The sequence below is a fragment of the Pseudomonas sp. 3MA1 genome (assembly GCF_029237275.1).
In the GTDB taxonomy this organism is placed as follows: Bacteria; Pseudomonadota; Gammaproteobacteria; order Pseudomonadales; family Pseudomonadaceae; genus Aquipseudomonas; species Aquipseudomonas fluorescens_AP.
The window spans coordinates 48,205-63,501 of sequence record NZ_JAACFX010000018.1 but is presented as its reverse complement, the minus strand read 5'-3'; the positions used below and the strand labels follow the sequence as shown (position 1 = coordinate 63,501).

General features: G+C 66.8%; 12 protein-coding genes. 10 read left to right on the top strand and 2 right to left on the bottom strand.

Annotated features, from left to right (window positions below; genetic code table 11):
- Nucleotides 1–127 precede the first annotated feature (127 nt).
- From pedH to GWQ44_RS29815, 7 genes are all read left to right on the top strand, one after another.
- Nucleotides 128–1,888: a PQQ-dependent alcohol dehydrogenase PedH gene (gene pedH, locus GWQ44_RS29845; protein ID WP_103742572.1), complete on the top strand. Its 1,761-nt coding sequence runs from the start codon at nt 128–130 to the stop codon at nt 1,886–1,888.
- Nucleotides 1,889–2,088: 200 nt separating this feature from the next.
- Nucleotides 2,089–3,609, top strand: coding sequence for an aldehyde dehydrogenase family protein (locus GWQ44_RS29840; RefSeq protein WP_016967311.1), 1,521 nt, complete (start codon nt 2,089–2,091; stop codon nt 3,607–3,609).
- 283 nt (nt 3,610–3,892) lie between these two features.
- On the top strand, nt 3,893–3,964 hold the full coding sequence (gene pqqA / locus GWQ44_RS29835; RefSeq protein ID WP_011060521.1) for a pyrroloquinoline quinone precursor peptide PqqA: 72 nt from the start codon (nt 3,893–3,895) through the stop codon (nt 3,962–3,964).
- Between the two features lie 61 nt (nt 3,965–4,025).
- Nucleotides 4,026–4,940: a pyrroloquinoline quinone biosynthesis protein PqqB gene (pqqB, locus tag GWQ44_RS29830; protein ID WP_275928988.1), complete on the top strand. Its 915-nt coding sequence runs from the start codon at nt 4,026–4,028 to the stop codon at nt 4,938–4,940.
- An 892-nt stretch (nt 4,941–5,832) separates the two neighbouring features.
- Nucleotides 5,833–6,996, top strand: coding sequence for an alcohol dehydrogenase-like regulatory protein ErcA (gene ercA / locus GWQ44_RS29825; RefSeq protein WP_047303332.1), 1,164 nt, complete (start codon nt 5,833–5,835; stop codon nt 6,994–6,996).
- Entirely contained in the window at nt 6,980–8,707 is a 1,728-nt protein-coding gene (locus GWQ44_RS29820) for a NahK/ErcS family hybrid sensor histidine kinase/response regulator (RefSeq protein ID WP_275928987.1), read from the top strand. Before ercA ends, GWQ44_RS29820 begins: the two co-directional genes overlap by 17 nt.
- Nucleotides 8,708–8,856: 149 nt before the next feature.
- Nucleotides 8,857–9,708: a VanW family protein gene (locus tag GWQ44_RS29815; RefSeq protein WP_016963530.1), complete on the top strand. Its 852-nt coding sequence runs from the start codon at nt 8,857–8,859 to the stop codon at nt 9,706–9,708.
- On the opposite strand, the gene GWQ44_RS29810 is transcribed toward GWQ44_RS29815, so the two are convergent.
- A complete protein-coding gene (locus GWQ44_RS29810; RefSeq protein WP_235436967.1) occupies nt 9,682–10,263 on the bottom strand; it encodes a YniB family protein in 582 nt (193 codons plus the stop codon). The two genes, GWQ44_RS29815 and GWQ44_RS29810, sit on opposite strands and share 27 nt — an antisense overlap.
- Nucleotides 10,264–10,346: 83 nt before the next feature.
- On the opposite strand from GWQ44_RS29810, the gene GWQ44_RS29805 reads away from it, so the two are divergent.
- The 3 genes from GWQ44_RS29805 to GWQ44_RS29795 are packed head-to-tail and all read left to right on the top strand — an operon-like array spanning nt 10,347 to nt 14,572.
- The gene (locus GWQ44_RS29805) at nt 10,347–11,015 is read left to right on the top strand and encodes an ABC transporter ATP-binding protein (protein WP_275928986.1); all 669 of its coding nucleotides are present in this window, start codon (nt 10,347–10,349) and stop codon (nt 11,013–11,015) included.
- 1 nt (nt 11,016) lies between these two features.
- Entirely contained in the window at nt 11,017–13,497 is a 2,481-nt protein-coding gene (locus tag GWQ44_RS29800) for an FtsX-like permease family protein (protein WP_275928985.1), read from the top strand.
- Nucleotides 13,487–14,572, top strand: a complete 1,086-nt coding sequence (locus tag GWQ44_RS29795) for a lipocalin-like domain-containing protein (protein ID WP_179597082.1) — start codon at nt 13,487–13,489, stop codon at nt 14,570–14,572. The genes GWQ44_RS29800 and GWQ44_RS29795 overlap by 11 nt, the downstream gene beginning before the upstream one ends.
- 235 nt (nt 14,573–14,807) lie before the next feature.
- Here the strand turns inward: GWQ44_RS29795 and GWQ44_RS29790 are convergent, their stop codons facing one another.
- Entirely contained in the window at nt 14,808–15,194 is a 387-nt protein-coding gene (locus GWQ44_RS29790) for a hypothetical protein (RefSeq protein WP_275928984.1), read from the bottom strand.
- Nucleotides 15,195–15,297 lie beyond the last annotated feature (103 nt).

Sequence of the window (15,297 nt, the reverse complement as noted above, 5' to 3'; positions counted from 1 at the left end):
CCTCCTGTACCAAGGAACTAGAAAACTCCGCACTGCGGGCAATTGTTGGCAGGCAGGCCGGGACCAAGAATTCCCGGCAGACCGGGAAAATTTCCCGGGAACAACAATAACCGCCGAGGTAGCCGTCATGACCCAACCCCCACGTCGTCCCTTTTTCGCCGTGAGCCTGGTGCTCAGCGCCATGCTGCTGTCCAGCGCGGCCCTGGCCGCCGTCACCGATGAAGAGATCCTCCAGGACCCGAAGAACCCGCAGCAGATCGTCACCAACGGCCTGGGCGTCCAGGGCCAGCGCTACAGCCCGCTGGATATGCTCAACGTCGATAACGTCAAGGAGCTGCGGCCGGTCTGGGCCTTCTCCTTCGGCGGCGAGAAGCAGCGCGGCCAGCAGGCCCAGCCGCTGATCAAGGACGGGGTGATGTACATGACCGGTTCCTACTCGCGGGTGTTCGCGGTGGACGCGCGCACCGGCAAGAAGCTCTGGCAGTACGACGCGCGCCTGCCGGACGACATCCGCCCGTGCTGCGACGTGATCAACCGCGGCGTGGCGCTGTACGGCGACCTGGTGTTCTTCGGCACCCTGGACGCCAAGCTGGTGGCCCTGAACAAGGACACCGGCAAGGTGGTGTGGAGCAAGAAGGTCGCCGACCACAAAGAGGGTTATTCCATCAGCGCGGCGCCGATGATCGTCAACGGCAAGCTGATCACCGGGGTCGCCGGCGGCGAGTTCGGCGTGGTCGGCAAGATCCAGGCCTACGACCCGAAAAACGGCGAGCTGCTGTGGATGCGCCCCACCGTGGAAGGCCACATGGGCTACGTGTACAAGGACGGCAAGGCCATCGAGAACGGCATTTCCGGCGGCGAGGCGGGCAAGACCTGGCCGGGCGACCTGTGGAAGACCGGCGGCGCGGCGCCGTGGCTTGGCGGCTACTACGACCCGGAAACCAACCTGCTGCTGTTCGGCACCGGCAACCCGGCGCCGTGGAACTCCCACCTGCGCCCTGGCGACAACCTGTATTCCTCGTCGCGCCTGGCCCTGAACCCGGACGACGGCACCATCAAGTGGCACTTCCAGAGCACCCCCCACGACGGCTGGGACTTTGACGGCGTCAACGAACTGATCTCCTTCAACTACAAGGAGGGCGGCAAGGAGATCAAGGCCGCTGCCACCGCCGACCGCAACGGTTTCTTCTACGTGCTCGATCGCACCAACGGCAAGTTCATCCGCGGCTTCCCCTTTGTCGACAAGATCACCTGGGCCACCGGCCTGGATAAGAATGGCCGGCCGATCTACAACGAGGCCAGCCGCCCTGGCGCCCCGGGCAGCGAGGCCAAGGGCAGCTCGGTGTTCGTCGCCCCGGCCTTCCTCGGCGCCAAGAACTGGATGCCCATGGCCTACAACCGCGACACCGGGCTGTTCTATGTGCCGTCCAACGAATGGGGCATGGACATCTGGAACGAAGGCATCGCCTACAAGAAGGGCGCGGCGTTCCTCGGCGCGGGCTTCACCATCAAGCCGCTGAACGAGGACTACATCGGCGTGTTGCGGGCCATCGACCCGATCAGCGGCAAGGAAGTCTGGCGCCACAAGAACTTCGCGCCGCTGTGGGGCGGGGTACTGACCACCAAGGGCAACCTGGTGTTCACCGGCACGCCTGAGGGCTTCCTCCAGGCCTTCAACGCCAAGACCGGCGAGAAGGTCTGGGAATTCCAGACCGGCTCCGGGGTCCTGGGCTCGCCCGTGACCTGGGAAATGGACGGCGAGCAGTACGTCTCGGTGCTCTCCGGCTGGGGCGGCGCGGTGCCGCTGTGGGGTGGCGAAGTGGCCAAGCGGGTCAAGGACTTCAACCAGGGCGGCATGCTCTGGACCTTCAAGCTGCCCAAGACTTAAAAGCAGCGGCAAGCTTTTAGCTGCAAGCCACAAGAAGAAGCCTCGGCAGACTTGAGGCTTGCAGCTTGCAGCTCAAGTCTGCTTCTACGACCAAATGACGAGTCTCTTCCTGCCTTTGATGCATTCGTCCGGCAGGCGGGGCTCTCTACCATCGGTCCATCGCCTGTCGTTGGACAGGCCTCGACCAGCAGAGGCTCAGCATGATCTACGCACAACCCGGAACCCCAGGCGCCGTCGTGTCCTTCAAGCCACGCTACGGCAATTTCATCGGCGGCCAGTTCGTGCCACCGGTGGAAGGCCAGTACTTCACCAACACCTCGCCGGTGAACGGCGAAGTGATCGCCGAATTCCCCCGTTCCAGCGCCGCCGATATCGACAAGGCCCTGGACGCCGCCCATGCCGCCGCCGAGGCCTGGGGCAAGACCAGCGCCCAGGACCGCTCGCTGGTGCTGCTGAAGATCGCCGACCGCATCGAGCAGAACCTGGAGATCCTCGCGGTCAGCGAGACCTGGGACAACGGCAAGGCGGTGCGCGAAACCCTCAACGCCGACGTGCCCCTGGCCGCTGACCACTTCCGCTACTTCGCCGGTTGCATCCGCGCCCAGGAAGGCGGCGCCGCAGAGATCAACGAACTGACCACCGCCTACCATTTCCATGAACCGCTGGGCGTGGTCGGGCAGATCATTCCGTGGAACTTCCCGCTGCTGATGGCCGCCTGGAAACTCGCCCCGGCCCTGGCCGCCGGCAACTGCGTGGTGCTCAAGCCCGCCGAGCAGACCCCGCTGTCGATCATGGTGTTCGCCGAGCTGATCGCCGACTTGCTGCCGGCCGGTGTGCTGAACATTGTCCAGGGCTTTGGCCGTGAAGCCGGCGAGGCCCTGGCCACCAGCAAGCGCATTGCCAAGATCGCCTTCACCGGCTCGACTCCGGTGGGTTCGCACATCATGAAATGCGCCGCCGAGAACATCATTCCGTCCACCGTGGAACTGGGCGGCAAGTCGCCGAACATCTTCTTCGAAGACATCATGCAGGCCGAGCCGAAGTTCATCGAAAAGGCCGCCGAGGGCCTGGTGTTGGCGTTCTTCAACCAGGGTGAAGTCTGCACCTGCCCGTCCCGGGCCCTGGTGCAGGAGTCGATCTACGAGCCGTTCATGGCCGAGGTGATGAAGAAGATCGTCAAGATCAAGCGCGGCAACCCGCTGGACACCGAGACCATGGTCGGCGCCCAGGCATCGCAGCAGCAGTACGAGAAGATCCTCTCCTACCTGCAGATCGCCCAGGAGGAGGGCGCCGAGCTGCTCACCGGTGGCGCCGCCGAACTGTTGGAGGGCGACCTGTCCAGCGGCTATTACATCCAGCCGACCCTGCTCAAGGGCCACAACAAGATGCGCGTGTTCCAGGAAGAGATCTTCGGCCCGGTGGTGGGCGTGACCACCTTCAAGGACGAAGCCGAGGCCCTGGCGATTGCCAACGACAGCGAGTTCGGCCTGGGCGCCGGGCTGTGGACCCGCGACATCAACCGCGCCTACCGCATGGGCCGGGCGATCAAGGCCGGCCGTGTGTGGACCAACTGCTACCACCTGTACCCGGCCCACGCCGCGTTCGGTGGCTACAAGAAATCCGGGGTGGGCCGCGAGACCCACAAGATGATGCTCGACCACTACCAGCAGACCAAGAACCTGCTGGTGAGCTACGACATCAACCCCCTGGGCTTCTTCTAAGGGCAACAACAGGCGCGGTGGTTGGGTGCCGCCGCGCTTGTGCGGGACGGACACGGGGAGGGCTCATGGGTGGGCACCTCCCCGTGTGCGTTGTTACCGGGGCGAGCCGCACCACCGCCATCCCTGTAGGAGCCAGCTTGCTGGCGAAGAGGCCCGCAAGCCCCCCCATTTCCCCCTACCAACGCACCCCGCCAACTCGTCCCAAAGTAGCATTCGGCCGCCGCGCGCCCCGTGCATTAATGCCGCTACCGGAATCCCCCGGCACAACAAGAGGCTTGACCCCATGTGGCATAAACCCGCGTACACCGACCTGCGTATCGGCTTTGAAGTGACCATGTACTTCGCCAACCGCTGAGCCGTCCCGCTCCGGCCGGTACTGGTGTCGACCGGAGCCCTTTGCCCTTCAGGAGCACCTCATGCATATCCGCATTCTCGGGTCCGCGGCGGGCGGCGGTTTTCCCCAGTGGAACTGCAACTGCCGCAACTGCGCCGGAGTGCGCGACGGCAGCCTGCGCGCCCAGCGCCGCACCCAGTCATCCATCGCCCTGAGCGACCACGGCAGCGAATGGATTCTGTGCAACGCCTCGCCGGACATTCGCCAGCAACTGGAATCCTTCCCGACCCTGCAACCGGCCCGGCAGCTGCGGGACACGGCGCTGGCCGGGGTGATCCTGCTGGACAGCCAGATCGACCATTGCACCGGCCTGCTCAGCCTGCGCGAAGGCTGCCCGCATCAGGTCTGGTGCACCGAGATGGTCCACCAGGACCTGTGCAGCGGCTTCCCCTTGTTCAACATGCTCAGCCACTGGAACGGTGGCTTGCAGTGGCAACCCATCCACCTCGATGGCCGCGAGTTCAGCCTGCCGGCCTGCCCGGACATCGCCTTGCGGGCCATTGCCCTGCGCAGCAGCGCGCCGCCGTATTCGCCCCATCGCGGCAACCCGCACCCGGGGGACAACATCGGCCTGTTCATCGAGGACCGGCGCAGCGGCGCCAGCCTGTTCTACGCCCCGGGCCTGGGGCAGGTGGATGAGGCCCTGCTGGAGTGGATGGAGCGCGCCGACTGCCTGCTGGTGGACGGCACCCTGTGGCGCGACGATGAAATGCGCATCTGTGGCGTCGGCGACAAGCTGGGCAGCGACATGGGCCACCTGGCGCAAAGCGGCCCCGGCGGCATGCTTGAGGTGCTGGAGCGCTTTCCCCGAGCGCGCAAGGTGCTGATCCACATCAACAACACCAACCCGATCCTCGACGAAGACTCCGCCGAACGCGCCGAACTGACCCGCCGCGGCATCGAAGTGGCGCATGACGGCATGCACATCCATCTCTGACGCCACCCGGTCCCTGTAGCCGCTGCCGAGCCCGCGAGGCTGCGCAAAGGCCCGCAGGGCCTTGCTTGACGATCTCCCGCCAAACCCGCAGCGGCCTCAAGAACGCCGCGGCCCTTCGTGCCGTTCGCAGCCTGCGGCAGCGGCTACACAAATCTTGGATCGGCACTGGCCGTAGCCGCTGCTGAGCCACGGCGAAGCTGCGAAAAGGCCCACAGGGCCTTGCTTGACGATTTCCCGCCAAACCCGCAGCGGCCTCAAGAACGCTGCGGCCCTTCGTGCCGTTCGCAGCCTGCGGCAGCGGCTACACCAACCTCGGATCGACACTGGCCGTAGCCGCTGCTGAGCCACGGCGAAGCTGCGAAAAGGCCCGCAGGGCCTTGCTTGACGATCTCCCGCCAAACCCGCAGCGGCCTCCAGAGCGCCGCGGCCCTTCGTGCCGTTCGCAGCCTGCGGCAGCGGCTACACAAATCTTGGATCGGCACTGGCCGTAGCCGCTGCTGAGCCACGGCGAAGCTGCGAAAAGGCCCGCAGGGCCTTGCCTGACGATCTCCCGCCAAACCCGCAGCGGCCTCCAGAGCGCCGCGGCCCTTCGTGCCGTTCGCAGCCTGCGGCAGCGGCTACACCAACCTCGGATCGACACTGGCCGTAGCCGCTGCTGAGCCACGGCGAAGCTGCGAAAAGGCCCGCAGGGCCTTGCCTGGCGATCACCCGCCAAACCCGCAGCGGCCTCAAGAACGCCGCGGCCCTTCGTGCCGTTCGCAGCCTGCGGCAGCGGCTACATGGCCTGTAGCTCATGAGGTTGCGAAGTCCGCCGATGGTCGGATTGCTTTCAGCAACGGATGCTTTAGGCTGGCGTTCTCCTTTCAGAACAATAAGAAAACAGGCTTCCCCCATGAGCCAGAATCTCAGTCTGCTGCGCAAATTCGTGTCTCCGGAAATCATCTTTGGCGCCGGTTGCCGGCATAACGTCGGCAACTATGCGAAGACCTTCGGCGCGCGCAAGGTCCTGGTGGTCAGCGACCCCGGGGTGATCGCTGCCGGTTGGGTCGCCGACGTCGAGGCCAGCCTCCAGGCCCAGGGCGTCGACTATTGCCTGTACAGCCAGGTGTCGCCCAACCCGCGGGTCGAGGAGGTGATGCAGGGCGCCGAGGTCTACCGCGAAAACGCCTGCGATGTGATCGTCGCCGTCGGCGGCGGCAGCCCGATGGATTGCGGCAAGGGCATCGGCATCGTGGTGGCCCACGGGCGCAGCATCCTCGAGTTCGAGGGGGTGGACATGATCCGCGTGCCGAGCCCGCCCCTGATCATGATTCCCACCACCGCCGGCACCTCGGCGGACGTCTCGCAGTTCGTGATCATCTCCAACCAGCAGGAACGGATGAAGTTCTCCATCGTCAGCAAGGCGGTGGTGCCGGATGTGTCGCTGATCGACCCGGAAACCACCCTGGGCATGGACCCGTTTCTCTCCGCCTGCACCGGCATCGACGCCCTGGTGCATGCCATCGAGGCTTTCGTTTCCACCGGCCACGGGCCGCTCACCGATCCCCATGCCCTGGAAGCCATGCGCCTGATCAACGGCAACCTGGTGCAGATGATCGCCAACCCCGGGGACATCGCCCTGCGCGAGCAGATCATGCTCGGCAGCATGCAGGCCGGGCTGGCGTTCTCCAACGCGATTCTCGGCGCGGTGCATGCCATGTCCCACAGCCTGGGGGGCTTTCTCGACCTGCCTCACGGGCTGTGCAACGCGGTGCTGGTGGAGCATGTGGTGGCCTTCAACTACAGCGCGGCGCCGGAGCGCTTCAAGGTGATTGCCGAAACCTTCGGCATCGACTGTCGCGGGCTCAACCAGCGGCAGATCTGCGGGCGCCTGGTGGAACACCTGATCGCCCTCAAGCACGCCATCGGCTTCCACGAAACCCTGAGCCTGCATGGGGTCAGCAGCAGCGATATTCCGTTCCTCTCGCAGCATGCGATGGACGATCCGTGCATCCTCACCAACCCTCGCGAATCCAGCCAGCGTGATGTCGAGGTGGTATATGGCGAGGCCCTCTGACGAGCAGCAACGGGCCTTGGCCGGGCTCCTGGGGCTGGGCAACCACTCGGCGCGCAAGAGCCACTACCCGGAGCTGGCGGCCCGCCTGGAAGACCTGGAAACCGAACGCAACCGCTACAAGTGGCTGTTCGAGCACGCGGTGCACGGCATCTTCCAGGCCAGCCTGCAGGCCGGCCTGCGCGCGGCCAACCCGGCCCTGGCGCGCATGCTGGGGTATCAGGACCCCCAGGAAGTGCTGTTTTCCCTGGCCGATCTGGCGGGCAATCTGTTCGTCGGCGGCGCCGCGGAACTGGCGGCCATCGGTGAGCAGTTGCAGCGCCAGCGCAGCCTGCTGGGTTATGAAACCCAATTGCGACGCAAGGACGGCAGCAGCATCGACGTGCTGATGAACCTGCTGCTCAAGCCCGACCAGGACGGGCTGGTGGAAGGGTTCGTCGCCGACATCACCGAGCGCAAGCTGGCCCAGCAGCGCCTGGAGCAGCTCAACGACCAGTTGGAGCAGCGGGTGGCGGCGCGCACCGATGAACTGCTGGAGGCCAACCGCAACCTGCAACAGCAGATCGCCCGGCGCGAGCGCATCGAGCGCGACCTGCGCGAGGCCCGGGACGCCGCCGAGGCGGCCAACCGCAGCAAGGACAAGTACCTGGCCGCCGCCAGCCACGATCTGCTGCAACCCTTGAATGCCGCGCGCCTGTTGATCTCCACCTTGCGCGAGCGGCGCCTGCCGGCGGCCGAGCAACTGCTGGTGGAGCGCACCCACCAGGCCCTGGAAGGCGCCGAGGACCTGCTCACCGACCTGCTGGACATCTCCAAGCTCGATCAGGCGGCGGTCAAGCCGGACCCGGCGGTGTATCGCCTGGATGAATTGCTCGCGCCGCTGGTCTCGGAGTTCCAGTCGGTGGCCGAGGCCGCGGGCCTGGAGCTGCGGGTGCGCTTCGGCGACTTTGCCCTGTTCACCGACTTGCGCTTGATGACGCGGATCCTGCGTAACTTCCTCAGCAATGCCTGCCGCTACACCGAGCGCGGCAGCATCCTGCTGGCGGCGCGCCGTCGCGGCGATCAGCTGCGGCTGGAGGTGTGGGACACCGGGCGCGGCATTGCCGCCGACCGCCTGGAGTCGATCTTCCTTGAATTCAACCAGCTGGATGTGGGCCGCGCCGCCGACCGCAAAGGGGTGGGCCTGGGGCTGGCGATCGTCGAGCGCATCGCCAAGATCCTCGGCTATCGGGTGCAGGTGGAGTCGCGGCCGGGACGGGGTTCACGGTTCAGCATCGAGGTGCCCCTGGCGGCCCGGGTGCCGTTGCCCATCAGTTTGCAGGTGCCGCAGCCGGGCGCCGGCAACCCGCTGCCGGGGCGGCGTTTGCTGGTGCTGGACAACGAGCTGAGCATCCTTGAGAGCATGGCCGCGCTGCTCGGTCAGTGGGGCTGCGAAGTGCTCACCGCCACCGATCAGGCGGCCGCCCTGGCGGTGCTCCAGGGCCGGGCGCCGGAACTGATCCTGGCGGATTTTCACCTGGATCACGGGGTCACCGGGTGCCAGGTGGTGCAGCAGCTGCGTGAGCATTTCCAGCAGCCGCTGCCGGCGGTGATCATCACCGCCGACCGCAGCGACCAGTGCCGCCGGGCCTTGCAGCAACTGGGGGCGCCGCTGCTCAACAAACCGGTGAAACCGGGCAAGCTGCGGGCCGTGCTCAGCCAGTTGCTGGGCTAGGGCCGGGCCTGTTCCACGGGGTACAACAGTACCGGGCGCTCGGGGCGGGGCTTCTGGCATGGGCGCGGGCTAGCCGCTAAGATGCCGCTCTTTTTTCAAGGACGAAGCCGGTTCCTGCGCCAGCGCGCCGGGCCGCCGTTGACCCATCGATGAAACCCCTGTCCTCGTATCACCCGCTGCTGTACTGGCTGCGGGTGCGCCACAAGCGCCTGATGCGCCACCTGGCCTGGCGCTGCTCCGGGCGCCGTTACGCCCGGCCCGAGCCCGGCAGCCCGCGCTTGCCCCATCGGCTGATCAAGCACACCTCGAAACTGATCCGCACCCTGGGCGACAGCGACCTGGCGCTGCAGCACAACAAGGTGATCAACCTCAGGCTGGCGGTGGCCTGCATCGATGGCGTGCGCATTGCCCCCGGCGAATATTTTTCCTTCTGCAAACTGGTGGGCCGGCCCAGTCGCCAGCGCGGTTTTGTCGAGGGCATGGAGTTGTCGTTCGGCGAGGCGCGCAGCGGCATCGGCGGTGGCATCTGCCAGCTGAGCAACCTGATTCACTGGATGGCCATGCACTCGCCGCTGGAGGTGGTGGAGCGGGCCAACCACAGCTTCGACCCGTTCCCCGACGAGGGCCGGGTGCTGCCCTTCGGTTCCGGCGCGGCGATCTTCTACAACTACATCGATCTGGTGCTGTACAACCCCGGCCCGCAGACCTTGCAGCTCAAGTTGCAGGTCGGCGCGCAGCAACTGGAGGGCGAGCTGCTCTGCGAGCGGCCGCGCGAGTATCGCTATCACGTCTATCAGCGGGCGCATCGCTTTGTGCGCGAGGGCGCCCGGGTGTACCGCGAGAACCAGATCTGGCGCGACATTCGCAGCAAGGGCCAGGATTCCGAGCTGCTGCGCCAGGAATGCCTGTATCGCAACCGGGTGGTGGTCAAGTACCCGGTGGCCGAGGCGTTGCTCGATCCGCCGGCGCCGGGCTCAGATGATACGCAGCATCCACAGTAGGCCCAGGTACACCGCCGCGCCGCCCAGGGGCCAGACCACCAGCAGGCGGGTCTGGCTGAAGAACGACGGCGCGGCTTCCACCAGGGTCGAGTCCTCCAGCTGTTGCAGGGTCCTGGCCGGTACGCCGTCCTCGACCGGGGCGTTGAGCTGGGCCTCGATCAAGGGTTCCACGGCTTCGACCTTGCGCATCAGCGTCCGGCCCGAGGCGAACAGGGCGGCGCCGACGAAGATCAGCAGGTAGATCAGCAGGAACTTCCAGTGCGAGGCGTTGCTCAGGCGCAGGAAGTCGGGGGTCGGGCTGTTGTCCCAGAACCAGTCCAGGGCCCGGGTGTTTTCCGAGACCATCAGGGTGAACTGCTGAATTGGGCGGTTGATGGTGCTCGCCATGGCGGTGTAGCTGTCCAGGCGCCAGTGGAGCATTTTCAAGGTGGAAAACACCGTGGAAATCAGCGCGCCGGTGAACATCAATGTGCCTGCGCCGATCTGCAGCCGGTACTTCAATTGGGCCCGGGTGTAGTTCATCTGTGCGTCCTGCCAGGAAAAAAGTCGCGCCATACTATATTTCGCCGGCACGGGCCGATAGGGGCGCTGCTGCTCGGGCTATGCTTGGCTCCCTCTTTACTCGGACGAATCAGCCCATGCTGCAGGTGCAAGGCGTTTTCAAGAGTTACCCCACGCCCCAGGGCCCACTGGCGGTGCTGCAGGGCGTGGACCTGCAGCTGCAGCACGGTAGCAGTCTGGCGCTGATGGGCGAGTCGGGCAGCGGCAAGAGCACCTTGCTGCATCTGGTGGCGGGGCTCGACCGGGTCGACGCCGGCAGCATCCGCATCGGCGGGCAGCACCTGGAGCAGATGACCGAGGGCCAGCGCGCCGATTGGCGGCGCACTGAAGTGGGCCTGGTGTTCCAGCAGTTCAACCTGATCAGCAGTCTGCGGGTGGAGGACAACCTGAGTTTCCAGGCGCGCCTGGCCGGGCGCTTCGATCCGCGGTGGCAGGCGCAGTTGGTGCAGCGCCTGGGCCTGGGGGATTTGCTGCGGCGCTATCCGGAGCAGCTCTCCGGCGGCCAGCAGCAACGGGTCGCCCTGGGCCGGGCCCTGGCTGCGAAACCCGAGTTGCTGCTGGCGGACGAACCCACCGGCAGCCTCGACGAAGCCACCAGCGACGAGGTGCTGGATCTGCTGCTGGAGTTGCTGGCCGACAGCCCCACCAGCCTGCTGATGGTGACCCACAGCCAGCGCGTGGCCAGCCGCCTGCAACAGACGGTGGTGCTGCATCGCGGTCGTCTGGCCGACCCGGTCGGGGGTTGAGATGCGGGTCTTGGTGACGACGATGCAGGCGCTGCTGAGCCATTGGCGCCAGCATCCGGTGCAGTTCTTCAGTGTGCTCACCGGGTTGTGGCTGGCCACCAGCCTGCTGACCGGAGTCCTGGCGCTCAACAGCCAGGCCCGGGACAGCTATGCCCGGGCCAGCCAGCTGATTGGCGGTGAGCCCCAGGCCAGCCTGGGCACGGCCGATGGCGCAAGTTTTCCCCAGCAACGCTTTGTCGACCTGCGTCGTGCGGGTTGGCCGGTGTCGCCGGTGCTGCAAGGGCGTGTGCAGTTGCAGGGGCATGACGACTGGCGCCTGCAACTGATGGGCATCGAACCACTGTCGCTGCCCGCCGGTTCCGCCATCGCCGGCAAGGCCCTGGCGATGCAGCAGGTGGTGGAGTTCTTCAGTCCGCCGGGGCGCACCTGGATCGCCCCGCAAACCCTGGCCAGTCTGGGTTACCACGAGGGCCAGCAGCCGGTGGCCAGCAATGGTCGGCGGCTGCCGCCGTTGCAGGTGCAGGCGGACATGGCGCCGGGGCTGCTGCTGATGGACATCGGCTTTGCCCAGCAAGTGCTCGACCAGCCGGGGCAACTCAGCCGCCTGCTGCTGCCCAGGGACTTTGCCGCCCAGGCGCCGCCCTTGCCGGCGCCGCTGGCGGGGCAGTTGGTGCTGCACCCCGGCGATTCGGAGAACAACCTGGCGCGCCTGACCGAGAGTTTTCACCTCAACCTGAATGCCCTGGGGTTCCTGTCCTTCGTGGTCGGGCTGTTTATCGTGCATGCCGCCATCGGCCTGGCCCTGGAGCAGCGCCGCGGCCTGTTGCGCACCTTGCGCGCCTGTGGGGTCAGTGCGCGGCAGTTGATCTTCAGCCTGACCCTGGAGCTGGGGGCGCTGGCATTGCTGGGCGGGGTCGCCGGGGTGGTCAGCGGCTACTGGCTGGCCGGGCTGCTGCTGCCGGATGTCGCCGCCAGCCTGCGCGGCCTGTACGGCGCCGAGGTGGCGGGGCAGTTGAGCCTGAGCCCCTGGTGGTGGCTCAGCGGGATTGGCCTGAGCCTGTTGGGCGCCTTGCTGGCCTGCGGCGCCAGCCTGTTGCGGGCGGCGCGCCTGCCGCTGTTGGCCCTGGCCAACCCCCAGGCCTGGCATCAGGCCCATGCCCGCTGGTTGCGCCGTCAGGGCGTGGTGGCTGGCGGCGCAGTGCTGGTGGCCCTGGCGGCCTGGCAATGGGGCGATAGCTTGGCCAGCGGCTTCGTGCTGATGGCGGCCTTGCTGCTGGCGGCGGCCCTGGGCCTGCCGGTGTTGCTCGATGCGCTGCTGGGGGCCTTGCTGGGGCGTCGGCGTGGGGTGCTGGGGCAGTGGTTCCTGGCCGATTGCCGCCAGCAATTGCCGGCCCTGAGCCTGGCCTTGATGGCCCTGCTGCTGGCGCTGGCGGCGAATATCGGCGCCGGCAGCATGACCGCGGGTTTTCGCGAGACCTTCAACGACTGGCTGGAGCAGCGTCTGAGCGCCGAGCTGTACGTCAATCCGCAAAGCCCGGAGCAGGCCCGGCAGTTGCTGGCGTGGTTACCGCAACAGGCGCAAGTGACAGCCGTGCTCCCCAGTTGGCAGGTGGCGTTGCAGGTGCAAGGCTGGCCGGCGGACCTGTACGGGGTGATCGACCATCCCAGCTACCGCGCGCACTGGCCGCTGCTGGAAGCCGACGGCGCCGAGCCCTGGGCGCAACTGGCGAGCCAGGACACGCTGATGCTCAGTGAACAACTGGCCCGGCGCCTCAAGGTCCGCCCCGGCGACCGCTTGAGCCTGGCGGTGCCGACCGGCCAGTGGGCGCCCCGAGTGGTGGGGATCTACGCCGACTACGGCAACCCCAAGGGCCATGTGCTGGTGAACGCCGGGCACCTGCTGCGCCACTGGCCGGACTTGACGCCGAACCGTTTCAACCTGCGCCTGGCGCCGGCGGCGGTGCCGGCGCTGATCGGCGCCCTGCAACAGCAATTTCATCTGGATGACAGCCGGGTCATCGATCAGGCCCGGCTCAAGGGCTGGTCGCAACAGGTCTTCGAGCGCACCTTCGCCGCCACCGCGGCCCTCAACAGCCTGACCCTGGGAGTGTCCGGGGTGGCGCTGTTCATCAGCCTGCTGACCCAGAGCCAGAGCCGCCTGGGCCAGTTGGCGCCACTCTGGGCCCTGGGCGTGGGGCGGCGTCAATTGCTGCTGCTGAACCTGGCCCAGACCTGGCTGCTGGCCGTGCTGACCCTGGTCCTGGCGCTACCCCTGGGCATCGTCCTGGCCTGGTGCCTGGACAGCGTGATCAACGTCCAGGCCTTCGGTTGGCGTTTGCCGTTGCGGGTCTTCCCCGGGCAGCTCGTGCAACTGCTGGGGCTGGCGATGCTGGCGACCCTGCTGGCATCGGCCTGGCCGCTGCTGCGTTTGCAGCGTGCGCAACCGGCGGATCTGCTGAGGAGCTTTGCCCATGAAGATTGATCGCTTGAGCCGGGTGCTGGCGGCGCTGCTGCTGGCCTTGCTGGCCGGTTGCGAGCCTTCCGCCGAGCCGCCCCAGGGGTTTGCCGGGCTGGGCAGCGAGGCCGCGACCTTTACCCCGGTGCTGCCGGGGCGCAGCTTCAGCTTTCCCGCCGATCATGGTCCCCACGATGGTTTTCGCATCGAGTGGTGGTACCTGACCGCCGACCTCAAGGACGCTCAAGGCCGACGTTTCGGCGTGCAATGGACGCTGTTTCGCAGCGCCCTGCGCGCCGCACCCGAACAGCCCGGCTGGAGTGCGCCGCTGGTCTGGCTGGGGCACGCGGCGGCGACGTCCGCCAGCAGCCATCACGCCGCCGAGCGCTATGCCCGGGGCGGGGTGGGGCAGGCCGGGGTCACGGCGCAGCCGTTCCAGGCCTGGATCGATGACTGGCGCTTCACCAGCCTGTCCAGCGCGGACAATCCCCTGGCCCGGATGCAGGTGCAGGCCAGCGGACCGGGGTTTGCCTATCAGTTGCAACTGTCCAGCAGCCGGCCCCTGGTGCTGCAGGGGGAGGGTGGTTACAGCCGCAAATCCGATCAGGGGCAGGCGTCCTATTACTACAGCCAGCCGTTTTTCCAGGCCACGGGCCAGTTGCAGATCGACGGCCAGCGTTACCAGGTCAGCGGCCCGGCCTGGCTCGACCGTGAGTGGAGCAGCCAGCCCCTGGCCGCCGATCAGACCGGTTGGGACTGGTTTTCCCTGCACCTGGACAGCGGCGAGCGGCTGATGCTGTTCCGGGTCCGGGAGAGCACGCGCGCGCCCTACATCACCGGCACCTGGATCAATGCCGACGGCAGCACCCAGAGCCTGGGACGGGAGCAGATCCGCATGACAGCGCTGGACGCTGCCCAGGTCGAGGGACGGCGCCTGCCGATCGCCTGGCACTTGAGCATCCCCGACAAGGGGCTGGACATCAGAACCCGGGCCTTGAATCCCCAGTCGTGGATGAACCTGAGCATTCCCTACTGGGAAGGGCCGGTCACGCTGGAGGGCAGCCACAGCGGTAGCGGTTATCTGGAGATGACCGGGTATTGAGAGGCGCTGCGAGGGGCGGCGTCCAGCGTTGCAGTTTTATTCAGATTCGGCCCACGGACATTCCCTGGCCGTTGCACTAGAATGCCAAGCGTTCGCCCGGTGCAAGGGCTCTTTACCGGTGCATGGATTGCCAAGGCCAGAGCACTGGGCGAACACCCTTCCTAGTCGCGTTCGGCGATTTCCCAGCTTTACCCCTCCTTGGATTGCGCATGCCCCGGATCCGCCTGAGCGGCGCTTACAGCGCCAGCGGTTGCAGGCTCACCTGACGGGCCAGCAGGCTGACACAGGCGGGTAGTGGCCGGCTGTACCCGTGCACGCTCAGCAGGATGATGGAACCGCCGATGGCCAGGGCCGCGCCACCGTCCTCGTCCACCTGGAGCAACTGCCCGGTGATGTGCAGCCCGTCGCTGTCCCGAGCGATTCGCGGCTCAGGCCCGGTGCCGGGCCACAGGTTGTGCTGCCAGCGGAACTCATCTTCCAGACTCAGTTCCACGTCATGCTCCTGGGCAACCTGGGGCGGCGCTCCCAGCCATAGGCCCCGGCCTTGGCCGAAAGCGCAGTTGAAGTCGACCCACAAGGCAGACGACGGATCGCTGTGCAGGGCGGTGAGGGTGATGCGCATGTCAGGTGTTTCCGTTTTGGGGGGCAAGGGCGCCGCTGTCCGTGGACCGTTCAGGCGTCAAGGCTGCAGGGACCGGCCGCGCCTGGCAAGTTGCCCGGGGCTT